Source organism: Agrobacterium salinitolerans (assembly GCF_002008225.1).
Classification (GTDB): Bacteria; Pseudomonadota; Alphaproteobacteria; order Rhizobiales; family Rhizobiaceae; genus Agrobacterium; species Agrobacterium salinitolerans.
In genome coordinates this window covers 65094-87027 of the sequence record NZ_MRDH01000039.1, presented here as the reverse complement: position 1 = coordinate 87027, position 21934 = coordinate 65094, and the positions used below count along the sequence as shown (strand labels likewise).

Genomic DNA, 21934 nt, shown 5'->3' with positions numbered 1-21934 from the left:
GATTTGAGGCTATCGCAATGGCGCATGGCCGTCCGCGAGAATGAACCCCGGCCCAAATCACCGGGGCATTATTTGTCAATTCCAGACGAAACCGACTTTGCGAAGCGACTTGCCGTCAAAGTCTTCCATGCCTTCGGCAATATCGCGGCCGCCGTGAGATCGGAAAAAGCGGTTGGCCACATCGCTGTCTTCAAGGCACCAAACAACGATGCCGTTGCAGCCAAGCGAGGTCAGCAATCTGCGCGCTTCCGTAAACAGCAGCGAGCCAAGCCCGATGCCCTGATATTCCGGTCGGAGATAAAGTTCGTATATCTCGCCGTCTTGCGGCAGCCCGCGTGCCCGGCTGAGGCCCAGTGTCGCATATCCGGCAACCACACCGGCCACCTCCACCACCAGCATTGTCGCAGAGCCTCTGGTCGCCTTCTTCCACCAGATTTCTCCGCGACGCTCGAGCATCTGCATCAACGGCCGATGCGGGATAAGCCCTGCATAGGCCTGTTGCCACGACAGACGGTGCGCCTCGGAGATGGCGCGCGCGTCATGCGGTTCAGCACGGCGAACATCGATGGATAACGTTTTCATAACGCGATTCTGGCCCCGGCCACGGAAACTTACCAGTCATAAAGGTTAACGCCGGCAAGCTTACCCACAGCCTATTCATGTGGACGACCATGAAAAATTAACGCATCCTTAACCTTTGGCAAAGCGCCTTTCGACTCATACGCACATAAAAACGAACGCATAAAAAAACCCGGCCAAAGCCGGGTTTTTCGAAAGCATGGATCAAGCCGATCAGCTGGCTGCAAGCTTTGCCTTTTCGAAACGCTTGCGGTCGTTCGGATCGAGGTAGAGCTTGCGAAGACGGATCGACTTCGGCGTAACTTCGACGAGTTCGTCATCCTGAATCCAGGACAGCGCACGCTCCAGCGTGAACTTGATCGGTGGCGTGAGCTTCACCGCCTCATCCTTGCCAGCGGCGCGGATGTTGGTGAGCTTCTTGCCCTTCAGCACGTTCACGTCGAGGTCGTTGTCACGGCTATGAATGCCGATGATCATGCCCGCATAAACCTTCTCGCCGGCATCGATGATCATCGGGCCGCGATCTTCAAGGTTGAACAGGGCATAGGCGACTGCTTCGCCGGATTCGTTCGACAGCAGAACGCCGTTGACGCGGCCGCCGATTTCGCCCTTGTAAGGCTGGTAGTCGTGGAACAGACGGTTCATCACAGCCGTGCCGCGCGTGTCGGTCAAAAGTTCAGACTGATAACCGATAAGGCCGCGGGTCGGCGCGAAGAAGACCAGGCGGACGCGATTGCCGCCCGATGGACGAAGCTCGACCATCTCGGCCTTGCGCTCGGACATCTTCTGAACAACGACACCGGAATGTTCTTCATCAACGTCGATGACGACTTCTTCGACCGGCTCCATAAGCTGGCCGTTTTCATCCTTGTGCATGACAACCCGCGGACGCGAAACGGCAAGTTCGAAGCCTTCGCGGCGCATGTTTTCGATCAGAACCGCCAGCTGCAATTCACCGCGACCGGAGACGAAGAACGAATCCTTATCGGCGGATTCTTCGATTTTCAGCGCAACGTTGCCTTCGGCTTCCTTGAACAGGCGGTCGCGAATGACGCGGCTCGTGACCTTGTCACCTTCGGTGCCGGCGAGCGGCGAATCGTTGACGATGAAGGACATGGTAACCGTCGGCGGATCGATCGGCTGCGCCTGCATCGGCTCCATGACGGCAGGATCGCAGAAGGTATCGGCGACGGTGCCCTTGGAGAGGCCGGCAATGGCGACGATGTCGCCCGCATGGGCTTCTTCGATCGCGGTGCGCTCGATACCGCGGAAAGCGAGAATTTTCGAGATACGGCCGTTTTCAATCAGCTTGCCGTCCTGGCCCAGAACCTTGACGGCCTGGTTCGGCTTGATCGAACCGGAGGCGATGCGGCCGGTGATGATGCGGCCGAGGAAATTGTTAGCCTCAAGGATCGTGCCGATCATGCGGAACGGCCCCTCTTCGACCTTGGGCTCCGGAACGTGCTTGACGACGAGATCCAGCAGCGGCGCGAGACCTTCGTCGGTCGGGCCTTCCGGATTGACGTTCATCCAGCCGGAGCGGCCGGAACCGTAAAGGATCGGGAAATCGAGCTGTTCGTCGGTGGCGTCGAGCGCCGCGAAAAGGTCGAACACTTCGTTGACGACTTCTTCATGGCGGGCGTCCGGACGGTCGATCTTGTTGATCGCGACGATCGGGCGAAGACCGACCTTCAGCGCCTTGCCGACCACGAATTTGGTCTGCGGCATCGGGCCTTCGGCAGCATCGACCAGAACGATGGCGCCATCCACCATCGACAGGATACGCTCGACTTCACCGCCGAAGTCGGCGTGACCGGGGGTGTCGACGATGTTGATACGGGTATCTTTCCACTCGATCGAGGTCGCCTTGGCGAGAATGGTGATGCCGCGCTCTTTTTCAATGTCGTTGGAATCCATCACGCGCTCCATCACGCGCTGGTTTTCACGGAACGAACCGGATTGCTTCAGAAGCTCGTCAACAAGCGTCGTTTTTCCATGGTCAACGTGCGCGATGATCGCGATGTTGCGAAGTGCCATTGTTTAAAATCTCTGAGGTTGGGCGCTATATTGATGAGAAACGCCAATTTAGTTTGGCGCGCTCATAACCTTTTTTTTGCAAATGCGAAAGGGGGCTCATGTCATAAGCCCCCTGCGCTCAGCTTCTAACTCAGAAATATGACAGTCTCTTATAGGAGACCGCGCTTTAAAAGCATGGCGTCCGGGCTCGGCATCTTGCCGCGGAAGGCAAGATAGGCCTCCTCCGGATCGATCGAGCCGCCAACGGAATAGATGTTATCCTTCAGCCGTCGCGCCATCTCGCTATCAAAGGCATTGCCGGTTTCCTCGAATGCCGAAAAGGCGTCGGCGTCCAGCACTTCCGACCACATGTAGGAATAGTATCCGGCGGAATAACCGTCGCCGGAAAACACATGCTGGAAATGCGGCGTCGCATGGCGCATGACGATGGATTTCGGCATGTTGAGCGCGGAAAGGACCTCACCCTGCACGGCCATCGGGTCACCGACGTTGTCGCGGGTATGAAACGCCATGTCGACAATCGCCGACGAGGTGAATTCCACCGTGCTGAAACCGGCATTGAAGGTCTGCGCAGCCAGAACCTTGTCCAGTAGCGCCCTCGGCATCGGCGCGCCTGTTTCATAATGCAGGGCGTATTTTTCGAGAATTTCCGGCACCGTCAGCCAATGTTCGTAAAGCTGCGACGGCAATTCAACGAAATCGCGCGAGACACCCGTTCCGGAAACGGAAGGGTAAGTGACATTCGACAACATGCCATGCAATGCGTGGCCGAATTCATGGAACAGCGTGCGCGCATCGTCGAGCGAAAGCAGCGCGGGTTTGCCCTCGGCCGGTTTGGCGAAATTGCAGACATTGTAGATGATCGGTATTTCTCCGACCGTGCCGTTCTTGAGGGGCAGCTTATGCTGCGACTGGAAGGAGCTCATCCATGCGCCGGACCGCTTGGAGGGACGGGCGAAATAATCGCCGAGGAACATGGCCTTCAGACCGCCCTTTTCATCGCTGATTTCGAAAACCCGCACATCCGGGTGATAGGCCGCGACGCCTTTGATTTCGACCGCCCGAATCCCGAACAGCCGCCCGGCCACATCGAAGCACGCTTCGATGATCTTTTCGAGCTGCAGATAGGGCTTCAATTCAGCCTCGGAGAAGCTGAATTTCCGTGCCCGGAGCTTTTCGGCATAATGCCGCCAGTCCCAGGGCAGCACCTCGTGATTCCTTCCCTCCTTAGCGATGATGGCGGCCAGTTCGGCCTCCTCCTCGCCCGCACGGCGCACGGCCTTTTCCCAGACCTGCCCCAGAAGACCGTTCACGGCATCCGGCGTCTTCGCCATCGTATCATCGAGCTTGTAGGCGGCGAAATTTGCGTAACCGAGAAGCTTTGCCTTCTCCTCGCGCAATTCGAGCGTGCGGCGGACGATCTCGCGATTGTCGGTCCCGCCGCCATTCTCGCCACGGGCCACCCACGCCCTGAAGGCCTGCTCGCGCAGATCGCGGCGCTCGGAAAAGGTCAGGAAAGGCTCGATGATGGATCGGGAAAGGGTAACGGCAAATTTGCCGTCCTCGCCATGCTCACGGGCAGCACCCGCCATCGCGTCTCGCAGAAAATCGGGAATGCCGGTAAGTTCCTCTTCCGTGGAAAGCAGGAGCTTCCAGTTCTTTTCATCCGCCAGCACATTCTGCCCGAATCTCGCACCGAGACCGGCAAGTTCCTCATTGATCGCCGCCAGCCGTTCCTGCAGGTCCTTCGGCAGCTTGGCGCCGGAGCGCACGAAACTCTTCCAGTGCCGCTCAAGAACTCGGCTCTCCTCACCCGTCAGCCCCAGCGCCTCGTGCTTTTCCCACAAAGTGTCGATCCGCTTGAACAGGGCCTCGTTCATGCCGATCTTCGAATAGTGCCGCGACAGTTTCGGCGCGATCTCCCGCTCCAGCGCCTGGATCACGCCATTGGTATTGGCGCCTGCCCTGTTCCAGAACAGCGCCGAAATGCGCGAAAGATCGTCGCCTGCGATTTCGAGCGCGGTCACCGTGTTTTCGAAGCTCGGGGCCTCAGAATTGCCGGCAATCGCATCGATTTCGTGTTCGTGGGACAGAAGGGCGGCATCGAAGGCCGGAGCGAAATCCCCATCCCTGACCGCATCGAATTTCGGCAGACCATTATGGCCGTTCCAGTCAACGAGTGCGGGATAAAGCGCGGTCTTGGATGGCATTTCATCTTCCTTGTACAATTCCGGTTAAGCTCATATGGGCACGCCTCCACCGGCAATTCAATATGCCCGGCGGAGATGTCAGGCCGCGTGAAAAAATATGGAAAGTCCGGTCTTTTTTGCTTCAGCGTAACAATCGGCGACTATATTGCAGATCATCCAGCAACCGAACTGACGCATACTTTACCCGATTTTCCACAATATGACTTGTGCACCATTGATTATCGCCCGGATTTTAGTAAGTCTGACTTACGAAAAGGCGAAACATGGGCACTAAACGCGAAAAAGACTCATTGGCATTTTTACTGAACAGTGGCGCACGCCTGCTGAACAGTGCTTTCGAGCGCCGAATTGCTGAAGCAGGACTGGGCCTGACACCCGGCGAAGCACGCGCCCTGCTGACGGTCGCCGTCGTTGATGGCAGCAAACAATCGGATATCGCCGCCCGGCTCGGCATCGAGCCCATGACGATCTGCGCCTATCTCGACAAGCTGCAATCTCTCGATCTCATCGAACGCCAACAGGACCCGCAGGACAGGCGCTCCAAGCGTATAGTGATGACAAAAAACGCAGCCGAGATGCTGGAAGCCGTGCGCCAGGAAATCGATGAACTCGTCCGTCACGCCACGCAGGGCCTGAATGACGAGGAGGTCGCGCTTTTCCGCAGCTTCCTGCAGACTCTCCGCAACAATCTCCAGCCGGAACAGTCGAGCCAGGGCTGCTGATCGCAATGTCGCCAGAAACGGTCATGTCCAGAAAGCGCACGGCCATGCTCGGTGCGTTGCTGACGGCGCTGGCACCGATTTCCATGGCCATCTACACACCCGCCATGCCGGAACTGACGCGGGTTTTCTCCACCACGGAATCCGCCGTGAAACTCAGCCTGTCGCTTTACTTCGCCGGTTTCGCCATGGCGCAACTGCTGGCCGGCCCGGCATCCGATGCCTTCGGGCGGCGAAAGGCGAGTCTCGTTTTCCTGTCCATCTTTCTGGGCGGGGGGCTGCTGGCGATCTTCGCCCCAACAATCGAGGTGCTGCTCTTCGCCCGGCTTGTTCAGGGTATTGGCGCCTCCGTCGGCATGACGGTGGCGCGCGCCGTCGTGCGCGATCAATTTACCGGCTCGGAAGCCTCCAGCATCATGAACCTTATTGGCATCATGCTGGCCGTTGGCCCAGCCATGGGCCCGACCATAGGCGGGCTTTCGCTTGCGGCTTTCGGGTGGCAATCGGTATTTTTCCTCATGGCCGGCCTCGGGGCCATCGCCATCTTCACCGTCGTGGTTTTCCTGCGCGAGACGACAATCCCGGACAAGAACCTGATCCGCCCGCGTCGGCTCCTGTCGGCCTATGGGACCTTGCTCACCGAGCCGCGTTTTCTTCTCGCTGCACTGGTACTCGGCGGTTCCATCGGCGCGCTTTATGCGCAGGCGACCATGCTGACCTTCATCCTCATCGACAAAGTCGGCATGACACCCACCGCCTTCGGCATCGGCATGCTGATGCAGACCGGCGCCTATTTCTTCGGCTCAATCGCCCTGCGTTATATCGCACCGAGGCTTGGTGACCGCCGTTCGGTCGTCCTTGGCCTCTGTTTTTCGGGAATAGGCGGCCTCCTTATCCTGCTGTCGGTGTTCCTGATACCGCCATCCTTTCTTTCGATTATGGGACCTGTGGCGGTCGCAACGGTCGGCATCGCCTTGCTGACGCCATCCATGGTGACGGCGGCCCTCGCCCCTTTCCCGCATATTGCCGGCTCGGCATCGGCAATGATGGGTTTCATTCAGATGGGATCTGGTTTTGCGGGCGGTGCTGCAGCCTCACTCATCGGTTCGCCGTTGACCGGCTTCGGCATCATCATCCCCGTGATGGAGTTCACCGCAATCGCCAGCTACATCGGCTTCCGCATCGTCTCCATACGAAAGACATGAAAAAACCCGCCGACGGCGTCGCCAGCGGGTTTCATTATTTCCATTCCAGCAGAATTACTTGCTGATATTGCGCTTTGCGAGTGTGCGAAGACGCAATGCGTTAAGCTTGATGAAGCCTGCAGCGTCCTTCTGGTCATAGGCGCCATGGTCGTCCTCGAAGGTCACCAGCGCGTCGGAATAGAGCGACTTGGCGCTCTCGCGGCCGGTCACCATGACATTGCCCTTGTAGAGCTTCAGCGTCACTTCGCCTTCCACATGCTCCTGGCTCCTGTCGATCAGGGCCTGCAGCATTTCGCGCTCCGGCGAGAACCAGAAACCGTAATAGATCAGCTCGGCGTAACGCGGCATCAACTCGTCCTTGAGGTGGGCCGCACCCCGGTCAAGCGTGATGGATTCGATGGCGCGATGCGCGGCAAGCAGGATGGTGCCGCCGGGCGTCTCGTAAACGCCGCGCGACTTCATGCCGACGAAACGGTTCTCGACCAGATCGAGACGACCGATGCCGTTTTCACGGCCGTAATTGTTGAGCGTGGCAAGAAGCGTCGCCGGCGACATTTCAACGCCGTTGATGGAGCAGGCATCGCCCTTGCGGAAACCGACCTTGATGACGGTTGCCTTATCGGGCGCGGCTTCCGGGGAGATGGTGCGCATATGCACATATTCAGGAGCTTCCTGCGCCGGGTCTTCCAGAACCTTGCCCTCGGAAGAGGAGTGCAGCAGGTTGGCGTCCACCGAGAAAGGCGCCTCGCCCTTTTTATCCTTGGCAACCGGAATTTGATGCTGCTCAGCGAAGTTCAGGAGGTCCGTACGGCTCTTGAACGACCAGTCGCGCCAGGGAGCGATGATCTTGATATCCGGATTCAGCGCATAGGCCGACAGCTCGAAACGGACCTGATCGTTGCCCTTGCCGGTGGCGCCATGTGCGATGGCGTCGGCGCCGGTCTTCCTTGCGATTTCGATCAGGTGCTTGGAGATCAGCGGACGGGCAATGGAGGTGCCGAGCAGATAGACGCCTTCATAAACCGCGTTTGCGCGGAACATCGGAAACACGAAATCACGTACGAACTCTTCGCGGACGTCCTCGATGAAGATTTCCTTGATGCCCAGCATCTCGGCCTTCTTGCGCGCCGGCTCGAGTTCTTCGCCCTGGCCGAGATCGGCGGTGAAGGTCACCACCTCCGCGCCGAGTTCCGTCTGAAGCCATTTCAGGATGATCGAGGTGTCGAGACCGCCGGAATAGGCGAGAACGACTTTCTTAACGTCTTTCGGAAGTGCCATAGTGATGTCCATCTGCATGATGACGGCATTGGGACACCGCCATTTCCTTGGGATTTCGGCACTTTTACAGTGCAAGCCGAAATGTGTGAAGCGCTTTTCAGTGAGATAAGCGACAAAACAATTGATGGGCGCATACGAGGGCGGACGATGACCGGGCGTATTGATGGAAACGAGGCGATTGTCACATGCATTATGAAAATTCGCGCTTTATCATAAAGCGGCGCGATCAACTTGAAGACCGTGAATGAAACCCGTGAGGTTCAGGCAACGTTGCAAACCGCTGGAAACAGCCGAAACGACGCGAAGGAGAGACCTATGACGACTATCCACCCCGCATTCAAGGAAGATAATGTCGCCGTCATCACCGGCGCTGCCTCCGGCATCGGACTTGCCGCAGCCCGCAAATTCGCCGGTTTCGGCATGAGTGTCGTGCTCGTCGATCTCGACGGCGAGAGGCTTGCCGCAGCCCATGCGGATATTGTGGCCGTTGCCAAGAACGGCGAAGCGCAGGTTGTCGCCATTCCGACCGACATATCCAGGCTCGATGAACTGGAGGCGCTGGAGCGCGCCGTGATCCAGCGTTTCGGACGCGTTCACGTCCTGATGAACAATGCCGGCATCCAGCCCGGCAGCGCCATTTTCGGTCCACAGGCCAATTGGGAAAATATCATCAACGTCAATCTGATGGGTGTCGTGAACGGCAGCCGTGTTTTCGGGCAGGGCATGATCGCCCATGGCGAGCCGGCGCTCATCGTCAATACCGGCTCGAAGCAGGGCATCACCACGCCTCCCGGCGATCCGGCCTATAATGTCTCGAAGTCCGGCGTCAAAACCTTCACGGAGGCGCTTCAGCACGAATTGCGTAACCTACCGAACAGCTCGGTTTCCGCTCATCTGCTGATCCCCGGCTTCGTCTTCACCGGCCTCACCGCCCATGGCAGGACAGAAAAGCCTAAAGGCGCATGGACCGGCGAACAGACCGTCGATTTCATGGTTGAAAGCATCGGTCGGGGCGATTTCTACATTCTTTGCCCGGATGGCGAGGTGGACCGACCGACCGATGAAAAGCGCATTCTCTGGGCGGCCTATGACATCGTCCAGAACCGTCCGCCGCTATAGCGCTGGCACACGGAATATTCCGCCGCCTTCATCAGCTTCCTGAAAAACTGAATGTTCCGGGCCGCCGCGATGTAACCATTGCGGCGGTCTTTCGCGTCAGTGCTCAAAAGCATTGGCAGAAATGCGAAACCGCGTTAAGCACGGCAATCTCCAGCTTTTACGGGTGCCGCGATGGATTTCGTTCCCAGCCTGCCGACATTGATCGCCTTCACCATTGCCATTCTCCTTCTGGCTGTGACCCCGGGGCCTGACATGACGCTTTGGATCAGCCGCTCCCTGCGTGAGGGCCGGACGGCAGGTTTCATGACGCTTCTGGGAACCAATATCGGCATTACCGTGCACACGATGCTCGTCGCCTTCGGCGTCGCCGCCCTCATCGTCGCCTCGCCGACGGCTTTCATGATCCTGAAGACCGGCGGAGCCGCCTATCTGGTCTGGCTCGCCATCCAGGCAATCCGCAAAGGCTCGGATTTCGTGATGGTGAAAAGCGCCGGCGAAAAATCGCAGTCCTCCCTGAAGTCGGCGCTGCTGAACGGCATCTGGGTCAACCTGCTGAACCCGAAGATCATCATCTTTTTCATGACCTTCCTGCCGCAATTCGTCAGCGCATCCGATCCGCATGTGACCGGCAAGCTGATCTTCCTCGGCATCTGGTCGATCATCGTCGCGCTGCCGATCGGCATCGGCATCGTAATCGCGGCAGATGTTCTTTCAGCCTGGCTGCAACGCAACCGGAAAATTCTGCGCGGACTGGATTATACGATCGCAGGTGTCTTTTCGCTTTTCGCCGTCAAGATTTTCTTCACGCAGGCGCGCTGACGGCAACAAAAAGGCGCCCTACGGCGCCTTTTTTACAATCAACCGATCAGCAACTCATCGTCATCGAGCTTCTGGCCGCGTATCTTGCGGAACATGTCGATCAAATCTTCGACCTCGAGATCCCTGCGGCTGTCGCCGGAAACGTCGAGCACGATCTCACCGGCATGCAGCATGATCGTGCGGCTACCATAATCCAGCGCCTGACGCATGGAGTGGGTAACCATCAGCGTCGTCAGCTTGCGCTCCGACACCACCTTGCGGGTCAACTCCATCACGAATTCGGCCATGCCGGGATCGAGTGCCGCCGTATGTTCATCCAGCAGCAGCACGTCCGAGCCGGACAGCGTCGCCATGACGAGCGAGACTGCCTGCCTCTGACCGCCGGACAGAAGGTCCATGCGGTCCTTCAGACGATTTTCCAGCCCGAGATTGAGCGAGGCGATGCGCTCCTTGAAGAAATCCCGCCGACCACGCCCAAGCGCCGGCAAAAGGCCGCGACGCGTGCCGCGCGACGCCGCCAGCGCCAGATTTTCCTCGATGGTGAGCGCGCCGCAGCTGCCCGCCAGCGGGTCCTGAAACACGCGCGCCACCCGCCCCGCCCGGCTGGCGGTCGGTTTGCGGGTTACATCGGCGCCGCCGATCATCACCTTGCCCGCCGTCGGCAGGACATCACCGGCGAGAACGCCGAGCAGCGTCGATTTGCCGGCGCCATTCGAGCCGATGACGGTGACGAAGGAGCCATCCTCAATAGTGAGGTCGATCTTGGAGAGCGCCTGCTTCTGCAGCGGCGTGCCGCGCCCGAAGACAACTTGAATATCGGAAAGGGAAATCACGATGTTGCTCCCCCGCGGCGCAGTCGGGGCAGGATCAATGCGATGGCCACCAATACCGCCGTTACGAAATTGAGATCGGACGCCTTGAGGCCCAGCACATCGCTCGACAGAGCGAGCTGGATGGCGAGACGATAGGCGATGGAGCCGAAGACACAGCCGATCAGCGCGACCAGAATACCGCGCGCGCCGAACAGTGTTTCGCCGATGATGACGGCCGCAAGCCCGACAACGATAGTGCCGACACCGGAGGTCACATCCGCAAAACCATTGGTCTGCGCGAACAGCGCGCCGCCGAGAGCGACCAGGGCATTCGAAAGCGCCATGCCGAGGTAGATCTGGTTACCTGTCTTCACCCCCTGCGCCCGCGCCATCCGGGCATTGGCGCCCGTCGCGCGCATAGCAAGGCCCGCATCGCTTTCAAGAAAACGCCAGACGAGGATGACCGCGGCCAGCACCAGCGCGCCGACGAAAAGCGGCCGCACCAGATATTCCGACAGGCCGAGGCCGTAAAACGGCGATATCATCGTATCCTGATTGAGCAGCGCCACATTCGGCTTTCCCATCACGCGCAGATTGACGGAAAACAGCGCGATCATCGTCAGGATCGACGCAAGCAGGTTGAGGATTTTGAAACGAACGTTGAGGGTGGCGGTCACGATGCCGGCGGCGGCACCGGCCACCATCGCAATCGCCGTCGCAACCCAGGCATTCAGACCGGCGATGATCAGCACGGCAGCCACGGCGGCGCCGAGCGGAAACGAACCGTCCACGGTCAAGTCAGGAAAATCAAGCACACGGAAAGCGAGATAAACGCCGATCGCCACGAAAGCGAAGACCAGTCCCAGCTCCACGGCGCCCCAGAAGGCGATTTGGCTCACGGTAATGTCCTTGTTATTGCCGCCATCAGGCGGATTCGGGTGCTGTCTCGCGCCACGTAAAACGGGCGGCGAATTTGCCGCCGCCCGTTATTCAGTCTGGTTTCGGTTCAGTCGATGACCTTGGTGGCGCGCTTGGTGACGCTTTCCGGGAAGGTGACGCCGGCTTTTTCGGCGGCCTTCTTGTTGATCACCAGATCAGTGCCGACAGCAACGGTTGCCGGAATATCGCCCGGCTTTTCACCCTTGAGAATGCGGACAACGACGGCGCCGGTCTGTTTGCCAACGTCGAAATAGTTGAAGCCGAGGGCGGCAACCGCACCGCGGGCGACCGAATCCGTATCGGCCGCGTAAAGCGGGATCTTGGCTTCGGAAGCAACACCGGCAGCCGCTTCGAAAGCGGAAACGATAGTGTTGTCGGTCGGAACGTAGATCACATCGGCCTTGCCGACCAGTGCGCGGGTTGCACCCTGCACTTCTGCCGATTTGGTGGCGACGGATTCAACAACCTTGAGACCCGCTTTCTCAGCCTCAGCCTTCAAGAGGGCGAGCGTCGATACGGAATTGGCCTCGGCCGAATTGTAGATGAAACCGATGGACTTGGCGTTCGGGGAGATTTCCTTGATGAGCGCCAGATGTTCGCCAACCGGGAGCATGTCCGAAAGGCCGGTCACGTTGCGGCCGGGCTTTTGCATGTCCTTGACGAGCTGTGCGCCGACCGGGTCGGAAACCGCCGTGAAGACAACCGGAATGTCGCGCGTGGCGGCAACGACGGCCTGCGCGGACGGCGTGGAGATCGGCACGATGACGTTCGGCGCATCGCCAACGAACTGGCGCGCGATCTGCGCGGCGGTGCCGGGATTGCCCTGCGCGGACTCATAAAGGAACTTGAGGTTCTCACCTTCCTTGTAACCGGCTTCGGCAAGCGCGGCCTTGACGCCGTCACGGGCGGCGTCAAGCGCCGGATGTTCGACGATGGCGGTGACAGCAACGGTGACGTTTTCAGCCTTGGCCGGCAGAACGAGGGCGCTCGCGGCGGCGAGAGCCAGAATGAATGCGCGCATGGATATCCTCCTGTTGGTTCCCTGTTTTCGTCTTCTTAGGAACAAGACAGCCCGAAATCAATCGGAGAACCACTGCAAAACAAGCTTTCAGGCGGCAATTGCGGCTTATTCAGTCATCCGCGCCGTGGTTGGCGATCATCATCGCCTCGAAAGCCAGCCTTTCGGTCTTGCGCATCCGTTCCGATTCCGACTTCAACTGGCCGCAAGCGGCGAGAATATCGCGACCGCGCGGCGTGCGGATCGGCGAAGCATAACCGGCCTGATTGATGAAATCGGCGAACTTCTCGATCTGCGCCCAGTCCGAGCACTGATAGTTCGTGCCCGGCCATGGGTTGAACGGAATGAGGTTGATCTTGGCCGGGACGCCCTTCAAAAGCTGCACCAGCATCTTGGCGTCTTCCAGACTGTCATTGACATCCTTCAGCATCACATATTCGAAGGTGATGCGACGGGCGTTGGAGAGGCCCGGATATTTGCGGCAGGCCTCGATCAGTTCCTTCAGCGGATATTTCTTGTTGATCGGCACCAGCAGGTCGCGCAGCTCGTCGCGCACCGCATGCAGCGAAATCGCCAGCATGACGCCGATCTCATCGCCGGTGCGGAAGATTTCCGGCACAACGCCCGATGTGGAGAGCGTGACGCGACGCTTGGAGAGCGAAAGGCCATCGCCATCGGTGGCGATCAAAAGCGCGGTCTTCACATGCTCGAAATTATAGAGCGGCTCGCCCATGCCCATCATCACGATGTTGGAAACCTTGCGGCCTTCGCTCGGCACATAAGCGCCGACCGGCGTCGAACCGTCGGGAAAATCACCGAGCCGATCGCGTGCCAGCAGAAGCTGGGAAAGGATCTCCTCAGCCGTCAGGTTGCGCACGAGGCGCTGGGTGCCGGTGTGACAGAAGGAACAGGTCAGCGAACAGCCCACCTGGCTTGAAATGCACAGCGTACCGCGACCCTCTTCGGGAATATAGACCGTCTCGATTTCGACCGGACGTCCCGCACCGCGCGGTGGGAACCGCATCAGCCATTTGCGGGTGCCGTCATTGGAAATCTGTTCCTCGACAATTTCCGGACGGGCGATGGTAAAGGCCGCCTTCAGCTTCTCGCGAAGCTCCTTGGCGACATTGGTCATATTGTCGAAATCGGAGACGCCGCGCACATAAAGCCAGTTCCACAACTGGCTGACGCGCATCTTCACCTGCTTCTGCGGCACGCCGATTTCCGAAAGCGCCTCACCCATTTCCTCACGGGTCATGCCGATCAGCGACGGCTTACCGGACATCAGATCGCTATTGGCGATCAACGGCGTTTTGACTGCCAGGCCGGCAGGGGCTTGCATTACAGACATTACGCTATCCCATCATTCCATGCATCGCACGACCGGCCTTTCGGATAGGCGGAAAATCGTCTGCATGTCGAGAAAATCAAAGGCGGAGCAGTTTTCGCGCATCCGCCTGTCAATGTTGCCGCGCCTTTAGCATCAAACAAGTAAAAACGCAAATGGCCGGTCAAGGACCGGCCATTGTCAGACACAATACGGTGTCAGGATTATTTGCAGCTCTCGATCTGCTTGAGAGCCGCCGAAATACCCGACAGCGAATAGGAATAGGATGTCGCGGTGCCACGGCCGGAGGTGGCCTTGACGGTCATGGACCTGCCGCCCTTCATGGCCGCCACAAGCGCCGGTTCTTCGGCGGCGTTTTCAACCCAGGCGGCCTTGTCCTTGGTGAACATGACGAAGTTCTTGTTGTCGATCGTCACATTAACCTTGGAACCCTGCTTGAGCGGATAACCCACCATGGCCTGCGGCTCATAGGAAATGTTCTGACCCGGACGTTGCGAGACGATGAAAAAAATATCGCCGTGGTCGACATTTGCCGGCTCCTTGGCGGTCGGAATGGAAAGAACGTAGCAGACGGTGCTGTTGCCCGATTTGTACGAATAGGCACCCCATGCATTGAACTGCTGGATGCGCGTGGGCGACTGTGCAGATGCTACGCCGACGCTGGTCAGCAAAATGGCCGCTGCGGTTGCTACACTTCTTACAAACATTGAATTTCCTGCCGGGTTATTGTCTTCCATTGGCCCGAAGCATCGGCGAGCCCAGTTTCTGGATCGGCCACGTTCAGGTGCGGATCGTCTTTTCTCATTGTGGTCGGGAAGCGGTTACCAAACCGTCAACAACACGCATAAAATGCCGGAAACGTCTTGCGGTGTTACAGATTGGCGACTCCCGACGCCCTGAGGAGAAAGGTGCGAAACACCCTTCTTTCGTGTGTATGACACATAAATTCAGGCAAGAATTTGTCGCCCGTCAGGCTCGCCCGAACAGGCAGATCACAGAGGCGTTACCCGGCTTCCTGCTGCCGTTTCAGCATGGCGTCAGCCGCCTCGTAGTGCTCCATCTTGATATGGGCGCGGATCATAGCGAGCGCTGCCGTGATGACGGCGATGTCGTCAGTGAATCCGATAACGGCCAGCACATCCGGCACGGCATCCATCGGCATGATGAAATAGGCGAGCGCCGCCAGGATGATACCCTTGGCGCGCAGCGGCGTATCGCGGTCGATCGCGCAATAATAGGCCGCCGCCGCATCGCGTGCGAAAGGTACCTTCGACATCACGCGCTTCAGCTTGGGCCAGAATTTCGCACGCACGACGTTCTCGCGCTCCTCCCGCCTGTCGGCTTCACCAGGCAGAAGAATTTCACCGATTTTCACATCATCCATGATCGACGGTCCTCCGGTCACGGCTATTATATGGGATTTAAGCTCCGCCGTTCAATTGCTTCGAGCCGCAGCCGCCTTCTGCATGGCCTCGGCCAGAAGAAAATCGCGCTCCGTCACACCCTGCGAATCATGGGTGGTGAGGCAGACCTTCACCCGCGAATAGACATTGGACCATTCGGGATGATGATTGAGCCTTTCCGCCACAAGTGCGGATTCGGCCATGAAACCGAAGGCTTCCGCAAAGCTTGCAAACTTGAAGGAACGGACGATAGCCGCTCCGTCCTCGCGCAGGGACCAGCCCTCTAGTTTCGACAGGGCCTGCCGGATGGCGTCCGGCTCTAGTCTGGGATATTTCATGAACTTACCTCCGCTTGAGACCCATTAACGCTTCAACGACGGGATCGACGCACAATCCATGAAACATACAGCTATTCTTTTTGTCTGCATGGGCAATATCTGCCGTTCACCGCTGGCCGAAGGGGTTTTGAGACGCCTTGCCGACAGCGCGGCCATGTCTGATCAGCTCACCATCGATTCCGCCGGCACCGGCGGCTGGCACGCGGGTGACGCGCCCGATCCACGGTCCATCGCCATGGCGCGACGGCATGGCGTCCATATTTCCCGGCAGCGGGCGAGACAGGTCACCCCCGCGGATTTCGAGACCTTCGACCTGATACTCGCCATGGACGAAAACAATCTGGCGAACCTGCTGCAATCGAGCCCGGAAAGGCAGCGACACAAGATCCATCTCTTCATGGACTATGCCACTGGCTGCCGCGAGAACGTCCCCGACCCCTATTACGGGGCCGAGGACGGGTTCCTCAAGGTCTACAACATGCTCTTGGCAGGATGCAGATCGTTGCTCGAAAAGATGGAGCTGGACCGCGCCTCATGAAGCGGAAACGCCTCTTCAACGATATAGGGTCCACCGCCCACCGATTCCTTCGACGACATCAGCACGAAACGGCCGACCGTGAAGGGCGAGGTGCGGAAGTTGCCGCGTCCGGAAAGATACTGCACCACATCGTCCACGCGGGAGGAGCGCAACCGCGCCAGCGTGACATGCGGCATGAACTTGCGCGGATCGGGCGGGAGACCGATCCTCTGGCAAATCCGCTCGATTTCCGCCTGAAGCGCATGCATTTCCGGCGAGGGAGAAACCCCGGCCCAGATGGAATGCGGTTTCTTGGAACCGAAGGACCCCATACCGGTGAGGTTCAGCTGGAATTCCGGCCTGTCGATCCGGTCCAGCCTGTCCACGACCTCATCTGCGGTACGACCGTCGATGTCACCGATAAAACGCAGGGTTATGTGATAATTCTCCACATCGATCCACCGGGCTCCCGGCAGACCACCGCGCAACAATGAGAGGCTCATAGCCGCATTGCGCGGAATTTCGAGGGCGGTAAACAGTCTCGGCATGGCGAGCTCCCCGAATCTCTTGGCAGAACAAGCATAGCGAATCACGCAATGCAGGCGGGCGCAAGTGCTTATTTTTTTTGCGCACCGATTGTCGTGATGAAGCTTTCAACAGCCGGCAAAGATTTTTCAACCATCGTCGCCACACCCTTCGTATTGGGGTGCATCTTGTCGTCCAGCTTCAGCGCATCATCCGTCACCACGCCATCAAGAAAGAACGGATAAAGCGGCAGGTTGTATTTTTCGGCGAGCTTCGGAAAGATCGGATTGAAGCGGCTGGCATAATCATCGCCCATATTCGGCGGCGCCATAATGCCGACCAGCAACACGGCTATGTTGCGCTTCTGAAAACCGGAAATGATGGTGTCGAGGTTCTTTTCGGTCTGTTCGGGGGGAATTCCGCGCAGAGCGTCATTGGCGCCGAGTTCCAGAATGACCCCGTCCGTACCATCGGGAACCGACCATTCCGCTCGCGCCAGACCACCTGAGGAGGTATCGCCGGACACACCGGCATTGGCGATGGCGACATTGACGCCCTTGCCCTTTAATGCAGCTTCAAGCTGTGCGGTGTAGCTGTCGGTTGGCGGCAGCTGATAACCAGCCATCAAGCTGTCGCCGAGGCCGACCAGTTGCAATGTCCGTTCCTGAGCCATCGCAACAGAGCCCGAAAAGGCGGCGGCAAAAATGACGATGAAGTGAAACAGGGCAGCTTTAAATCTCATCACGGCTTTCCTAACTTGGTTCCCATTGTCTGAAATACCGACCGCATCGAGCGCCAGACCGTTTTCATCACCCTATATAGGAACGAGAATTGTGACGAAAAGCATCATAGAGCTGAAGAAAGCCGACCTCACGCTCGGCAATGCCGCCGCCTCCGTTCACGTTCTCAAGAACATCGATCTTTCAATCGGAGAGAGCGAGGCGGTTGGTATCGTCGGCCCCTCCGGATCGGGAAAGTCGACGCTTCTGATGGTGCTTGCCGGTCTCGAGAGGCTCGATAGCGGCGAAATCATCATTGCCGACACCGAACTGCACAAGCTCGGCGAAGATGCGCTGGCGGATTTCCGCGGCCGGAATATCGGCATTGTCTTCCAGTCCTTCCATCTCATCGCCAATATGACGGCGCTCGAAAATGTCGCCGTTCCGCTGGAACTGGCCAATGTTCCAAACCCGTTCGAGATCGCCAGACGCGAGCTCGTCGCTGTCGGTCTCAGCGAGCGCCTGAGCCATTATCCCGGCCAGCTCTCCGGCGGCGAACAGCAGCGTGTCGCCATCGCCCGCGCGCTTGCCCCTTCGCCGGCCGTACTGATCGCCGACGAACCGACCGGCAACCTCGATACCGATACCGGCAGGCAAATCGCCGATCTTCTCTTTGCCAAGCAGGCCGAACGGGGCATGACGATGATCCTCGTCACCCATGATCCGTCGCTTGCCGCCCGGTGCTCACGGCAGATCAAGGTGCGATCCGGCGAGATTGAGGGCGACAGCGCCCGTCCCCAGATGGCGCGGGCGGTATCGGCATGATCGGCTCCATTTTCCCCTCTTTCGCCAATATAAGAAACGCCATGAGGCTTGCGCGCCGCGAAATTCGTGGCGGCCTGCGCGGCTTTTACATTTTCCTTGCCTGCATTGCGCTCGGAACCGGTGCCATAGCCGCCGTCAATTCCGTGTCACGCGCAGTCACTAGCGCCATAGCCACCGAAGGCCAGTCGATCCTCGCCGGAGACGTCCGTTTCGAGCTGCGCAACAGGGAGGCGACGCAGGAGGAACGGGCCTATCTCGACCGCCTTGGTACCGTCGCGGTTTCCACCGGGCTGCGTTCCATGGCGCGCCTTGCCGATGGGTCTGAACAGACCCTGACGGAAGTGAAGGCCATTGACGGCGCCTACCCGCTCTATGGAACTTTCGTGGCCGAGCCGAACCGACCGCTGAGCGAACTTCTGGCCGGGAACGGCGACACCTATGGCGCCATCGCCGCGCCGCTTCTGCTGGAACGGCTCGGCATCAAGGTCGGCGATGAAATCCTGCTCGGTAATGTGAAGCTGAAACTGACCGGCACCGTGGTCGACGAGCCGGATGCTCTGTCCGACGGTTTCGGTTTTGCTCCACGACTGATGGTCAGTCGCGACGCCCTTTTCGCCTCGGGTCTCGTTCAGAACGGGAGTCTTGTCGAACATGCCTACAAGATCAGGCTGAACGATCCTTCGGCACGGTCGACGATGACCGATGCGGCCAACAAGGCCTTTCCCGATGCCGGCTGGTCCATCCGCACCAGTGACCGGGCGGCCCCATCGCTCACCGAAAACGTCAATCGCTTCTCGCAATTCCTGACGCTGGTGGGCCTCACCGCGCTCATCGTTGGCGGGGTCGGCGTCGCCAATGCCGTTCGCGCCTTTCTGGATTCTAAACGTACCACCATCGCCTCGCTGAAATGCCTGGGTGCGCCGGCCTCGGTGGTCACCATGACCTATCTCTTCCAGATCGCCTTCATCGCCGCCGTCGGCATCGTCATCGGCCTTGTCGTCGGCGCCGTCGCGCCGCTTATCGCCATGCGGTTTCTGGAGGGCGTATTGCCCGTGCCGAAGGAGCTTGCCTTTTATCCCGGCGCTCTCGGCCTTGCCGCCCTGTTCGGTCTCCTGACGACGCTCGCTTTCGCCATCGTACCCCTTGGCCAAGCGCGCGAGGTGCCGGCAACGGCGCTTTTCCGCGAACAGGGTTTCGAGGAGGGAAGCTGGCCATCCTGGCCCTATCTGGTAGCAACCGGCCTGCTGCTGGCGGCGCTCGCCGCCCTTGCCATCTTTTCTGCGGAAGACCGCTTCATCGCCTCGGTCTTCCTGGCGGCCATCGCTTTTGCGTTCATGGTGCTGAGGTTCGTTGCCTCCGGCGTCAAGGCCATCGCCAAGCGCAGCCCGCGCGTTCATTCGGCTGCGCTCAGGCTGGCGATCGGCAATATCCACCGGCCAGGCGCGCTCACCCCCTCCGTCGTTCTTTCGCTCGGCCTCGGCCTGACCCTGCTCGTGACGCTGACGCTGATCGACGGCAATCTGCGTCGCGAATTGACGGACAGCCTGCCGGACCGCGCACCGAATTTCTTCTTCGTGGATATTCAGGGCAGCGAACTTCAGGGCTTCCGCGATCTTCTGAAACAGGAAGCGCCGGAAGGCGCGCTGACAGAAGTGCCGATGCTGCGCGGCCGCATCCTGGCGCTCAACGGCGAGGACGTCACGAAGATGGAGGTGCCTCCGGCCGGGCGCTGGGTGCTGCGCGGCGACCGGGGCATTACCTATTCGCAGGATATTCCCGAAAATGCGACTCTGACAGAAGGAAGCTGGTGGGGGCCGGACTATAGCGGCGAGCCGCTGGTTTCCTTCGCATCCGAGGAAGCTGGAGAACTGGGTCTCAAGATTGGCGACACGGTTACCGTCAACGTGCTCGGCCGCAGCATCACGGCCAAGATCGCCAATCTGCGTAATGTCGAATGGGAATCCCTCTCAATCAATTTCGTCATGGTGTTTTCGCCCAATACCTTCCGCGGCGCACCGCATGCCTGGCTTGCGACCCTTGCCGATCCTTCCGCAACCGCCAGCGACGAGGGCCGCATATTGCGAGCCGTCACCAACACTTATCCAACGATCACCAGCGTGCGCGTGAAGGACGCGCTCGATGTCGTCAACCGGCTTGTCGGCCAACTCGCCACCGCCATTCGCGCCGCTGCGGCCGTTGCGCTCATCGCCTCCGTCCTGGTCCTTGCCGGCGCTCTTGCCGCCGGAAACCGCGCCCGTACTCATGACGCGGTCATCCTGAAAACGCTGGGCGGCACACGAAACCTGCTCATCCGCGCTTTCTCCTATGAATATATGATGCTCGGCCTCGCCACCGCTGTCTTCGCGCTTTTCGCCGGCGGCGTCTCCGCATGGTTCGTGATTGCCCGTATCATGAAGCTGCCCTCCAGCTTCCTGCCGGATGTGGCGATCGGAACCCTCGTCGTCGCCCTCGTCATGACGGTGGGCATCGGTCTCATCGGCACATGGCGGATTCTCGGGCAGAAGGCAGCCCCGGTTCTCCGGCAGGCAGGCGAATGATCGTCGGTTGTACGCCGCTTAACTTTAACGATTAATTCTTTGTAATGATCGCCAAAACGTGAGCGCTTTTCGCGCATATGGTGTCTTTTCGACGGGAAAGGGCCTTGTATCGGACACGATCTGCCATCATATTCGTGAGTAGGCTTGCTGAAGCTCCGCAGCGGCGCCCGGGAGGTATCCCGACACCGTAGCAATCACGGAGCTCAAAAGAGGAAACAATGGCTGACTTCAATAACTACCAGAACCGCATGGCGCAGACGCGTGCACAGTCTGGTGCGATGATCGATGAAGGTCTTCGCGCCTATATGCTGAAGGTTTATAACCTGATGGCGCTGGCTCTGGTCATCACCGGCGTCGCGGCATTTGGCACCTATACGCTTGCTGCTTCGAACCCGGCTTTTGCCCAGCTGCTTTTCGCGTCGCCGCTGCGTTGGGTTGTGATGCTCGCACCGCTGGCGCTGGTCTTCTTCCTTAGCTTCCGTATCCAGAACATGAGCGTGTCCGCCGCCCAGACCACCTTCTGGGTCTACGCTGCGCTGATGGGCGTTTCGCTCTCCTCGATCTTCTTGGTCTACACCGGCCAGAGCATCGTGCAGACGTTCTTCGTAACGGCTGCATCGTTCGGTGCGCTTTCGCTCTACGGCTACACCACGAAGAAAGATCTGTCGGGCCTCGGTTCGTTCCTGATCATGGGCCTGTTCGGCTTGATCATCGCGTCGATCGTCAACATCTTCCTTGCGTCGTCCGCTCTGCAGTTCGCAATTTCCGCGATCGGGGTGCTGATATTTGCAGGCCTCACCGCCTACGATACCCAGAAGATCAAGGAAATGTATTTCGATGCTGACGATGTTGCCGTCGCCGGCCGCAAGGCGATCATGGGCGCACTGACGCTCTATCTCGACTTCATCAACCTCTTCACCTTCCTCCTGCAGTTCCTCGGAAACCGCGACGACTAAGGTTAAGGGT

At 59.0% G+C, this 21934-nt stretch carries 21 protein-coding genes; 8 read left to right on the top strand and 13 right to left on the bottom strand.

Annotated features, from left to right (window positions below; translation table 11 throughout):
* Positions 1–75 precede the first annotated feature (75 nt).
* The 3 genes from BS627_RS23165 to BS627_RS23155 all read right to left on the bottom strand — a co-directional run bounded on the left by BS627_RS23165 (position 76) and on the right by BS627_RS23155 (position 4826).
* Positions 76–582, bottom strand: a complete 507-nt coding sequence (locus BS627_RS23165; protein WP_077985493.1) for a GNAT family N-acetyltransferase — start codon at positions 580–582, stop codon at positions 76–78.
* 210 nt (positions 583–792) lie between these two features.
* The gene (gene typA, locus BS627_RS23160) at positions 793–2616 is read right to left on the bottom strand and encodes a translational GTPase TypA (protein WP_077985492.1); all 1824 of its coding nucleotides are present in this window, start codon (positions 2614–2616) and stop codon (positions 793–795) included.
* A 149-nt stretch (positions 2617–2765) separates the two neighbouring features.
* Positions 2766–4826 (bottom strand): M3 family metallopeptidase, encoded by a 2061-nt coding sequence (locus BS627_RS23155; protein ID WP_077985587.1) that lies wholly within the window; start codon positions 4824–4826, stop codon positions 2766–2768.
* 263 nt (positions 4827–5089) lie between these two features.
* Between BS627_RS23155 and BS627_RS23150 the strand changes: the two genes are divergently transcribed.
* Entirely contained in the window at positions 5090–5548 is a 459-nt protein-coding gene (locus tag BS627_RS23150; RefSeq protein WP_077985491.1) for a MarR family winged helix-turn-helix transcriptional regulator, read from the top strand.
* 5 nt (positions 5549–5553) lie between these two features.
* A complete protein-coding gene (locus tag BS627_RS23145) occupies positions 5554–6750 on the top strand; it encodes a multidrug effflux MFS transporter (RefSeq protein WP_173990264.1) in 1197 nt (398 codons plus the stop codon).
* Positions 6751–6804: 54 nt separating this feature from the next.
* Here the strand turns inward: BS627_RS23145 and BS627_RS23140 are convergent, their stop codons facing one another.
* On the bottom strand, positions 6805–8028 hold the full coding sequence (locus BS627_RS23140) for an argininosuccinate synthase (protein WP_077985585.1): 1224 nt from the start codon (positions 8026–8028) through the stop codon (positions 6805–6807).
* A 315-nt stretch (positions 8029–8343) separates the two neighbouring features.
* On the opposite strand from BS627_RS23140, the gene BS627_RS23135 reads away from it, so the two are divergent.
* Positions 8344–9147, top strand: a complete 804-nt coding sequence (locus tag BS627_RS23135; protein WP_077985584.1) for an SDR family NAD(P)-dependent oxidoreductase — start codon at positions 8344–8346, stop codon at positions 9145–9147.
* A 171-nt stretch (positions 9148–9318) separates the two neighbouring features.
* Entirely contained in the window at positions 9319–9966 is a 648-nt protein-coding gene (locus BS627_RS23130) for a LysE family translocator (RefSeq protein ID WP_077985490.1), read from the top strand.
* Between the two features lie 38 nt (positions 9967–10004).
* Here BS627_RS23130 and BS627_RS23125 read toward each other — a convergent pair whose 3' ends face one another.
* The 7 genes from BS627_RS23125 to BS627_RS23095 form a co-directional block, all read right to left on the bottom strand.
* Positions 10005–10799 (bottom strand): ABC transporter ATP-binding protein, encoded by a 795-nt coding sequence (locus tag BS627_RS23125; protein WP_077985489.1) that lies wholly within the window; start codon positions 10797–10799, stop codon positions 10005–10007.
* Positions 10796–11677, bottom strand: a complete 882-nt coding sequence (locus tag BS627_RS23120; protein ID WP_077985488.1) for an ABC transporter permease — start codon at positions 11675–11677, stop codon at positions 10796–10798. Before BS627_RS23120 ends, BS627_RS23125 begins: the two co-directional genes overlap by 4 nt.
* A gap of 107 nt (positions 11678–11784) precedes the next feature.
* Complete coding sequence (locus tag BS627_RS23115; RefSeq protein WP_077985487.1) at positions 11785–12738, bottom strand: ABC transporter substrate-binding protein; 954 nt, start codon at positions 12736–12738, stop codon at positions 11785–11787.
* A gap of 109 nt (positions 12739–12847) precedes the next feature.
* Complete coding sequence (gene rlmN / locus BS627_RS23110) at positions 12848–14020, bottom strand: dual-specificity RNA methyltransferase RlmN (protein ID WP_077985583.1); 1173 nt, start codon at positions 14018–14020, stop codon at positions 12848–12850.
* Positions 14021–14286: 266 nt separating this feature from the next.
* Entirely contained in the window at positions 14287–14790 is a 504-nt protein-coding gene (locus BS627_RS23105; protein ID WP_077985486.1) for an invasion associated locus B family protein, read from the bottom strand.
* Positions 14791–15086: 296 nt separating this feature from the next.
* Positions 15087–15467, bottom strand: coding sequence for a YkvA family protein (locus BS627_RS23100; RefSeq protein ID WP_077985485.1), 381 nt, complete (start codon positions 15465–15467; stop codon positions 15087–15089).
* 51 nt (positions 15468–15518) lie between these two features.
* Entirely contained in the window at positions 15519–15824 is a 306-nt protein-coding gene (locus BS627_RS23095) for a 4a-hydroxytetrahydrobiopterin dehydratase (RefSeq protein WP_077985484.1), read from the bottom strand.
* Positions 15825–15882: 58 nt separating this feature from the next.
* Here BS627_RS23095 and BS627_RS23090 point away from each other — a divergent pair, with 58 nt between their 5' ends.
* Positions 15883–16362, top strand: coding sequence for a low molecular weight protein-tyrosine-phosphatase (locus BS627_RS23090; protein WP_077985483.1), 480 nt, complete (start codon positions 15883–15885; stop codon positions 16360–16362).
* Here the strand turns inward: BS627_RS23090 and thpR are convergent.
* Both thpR and BS627_RS23080 read right to left on the bottom strand, forming a co-directional pair.
* Entirely contained in the window at positions 16296–16889 is a 594-nt protein-coding gene (gene thpR, locus BS627_RS23085) for an RNA 2',3'-cyclic phosphodiesterase (RefSeq protein ID WP_077985482.1), read from the bottom strand. The two genes, BS627_RS23090 and thpR, sit on opposite strands and share 67 nt — an antisense overlap.
* Before the next feature lie 68 nt (positions 16890–16957).
* Entirely contained in the window at positions 16958–17608 is a 651-nt protein-coding gene (locus tag BS627_RS23080; protein WP_077985481.1) for an arylesterase, read from the bottom strand.
* 91 nt (positions 17609–17699) lie between these two features.
* On the opposite strand from BS627_RS23080, the gene BS627_RS23075 reads away from it, so the two are divergent.
* The 3 genes from BS627_RS23075 (at position 17700) to BS627_RS23065 (ending at position 21924) form a co-directional block, all read left to right on the top strand.
* Positions 17700–18410 carry an ABC transporter ATP-binding protein gene (locus BS627_RS23075; protein ID WP_077985480.1) on the top strand — a complete coding sequence of 237 codons (711 nt, stop codon included), beginning with the start codon at positions 17700–17702 and terminating at the stop codon, positions 18408–18410.
* Positions 18407–20968, top strand: coding sequence for an ABC transporter permease (locus BS627_RS23070; protein ID WP_077985479.1), 2562 nt, complete (start codon positions 18407–18409; stop codon positions 20966–20968). The genes BS627_RS23075 and BS627_RS23070 overlap by 4 nt, the downstream gene beginning before the upstream one ends.
* A 218-nt stretch (positions 20969–21186) precedes the next feature.
* Complete coding sequence (locus BS627_RS23065; RefSeq protein ID WP_077985478.1) at positions 21187–21924, top strand: Bax inhibitor-1/YccA family protein; 738 nt, start codon at positions 21187–21189, stop codon at positions 21922–21924.
* Positions 21925–21934 lie beyond the last annotated feature (10 nt).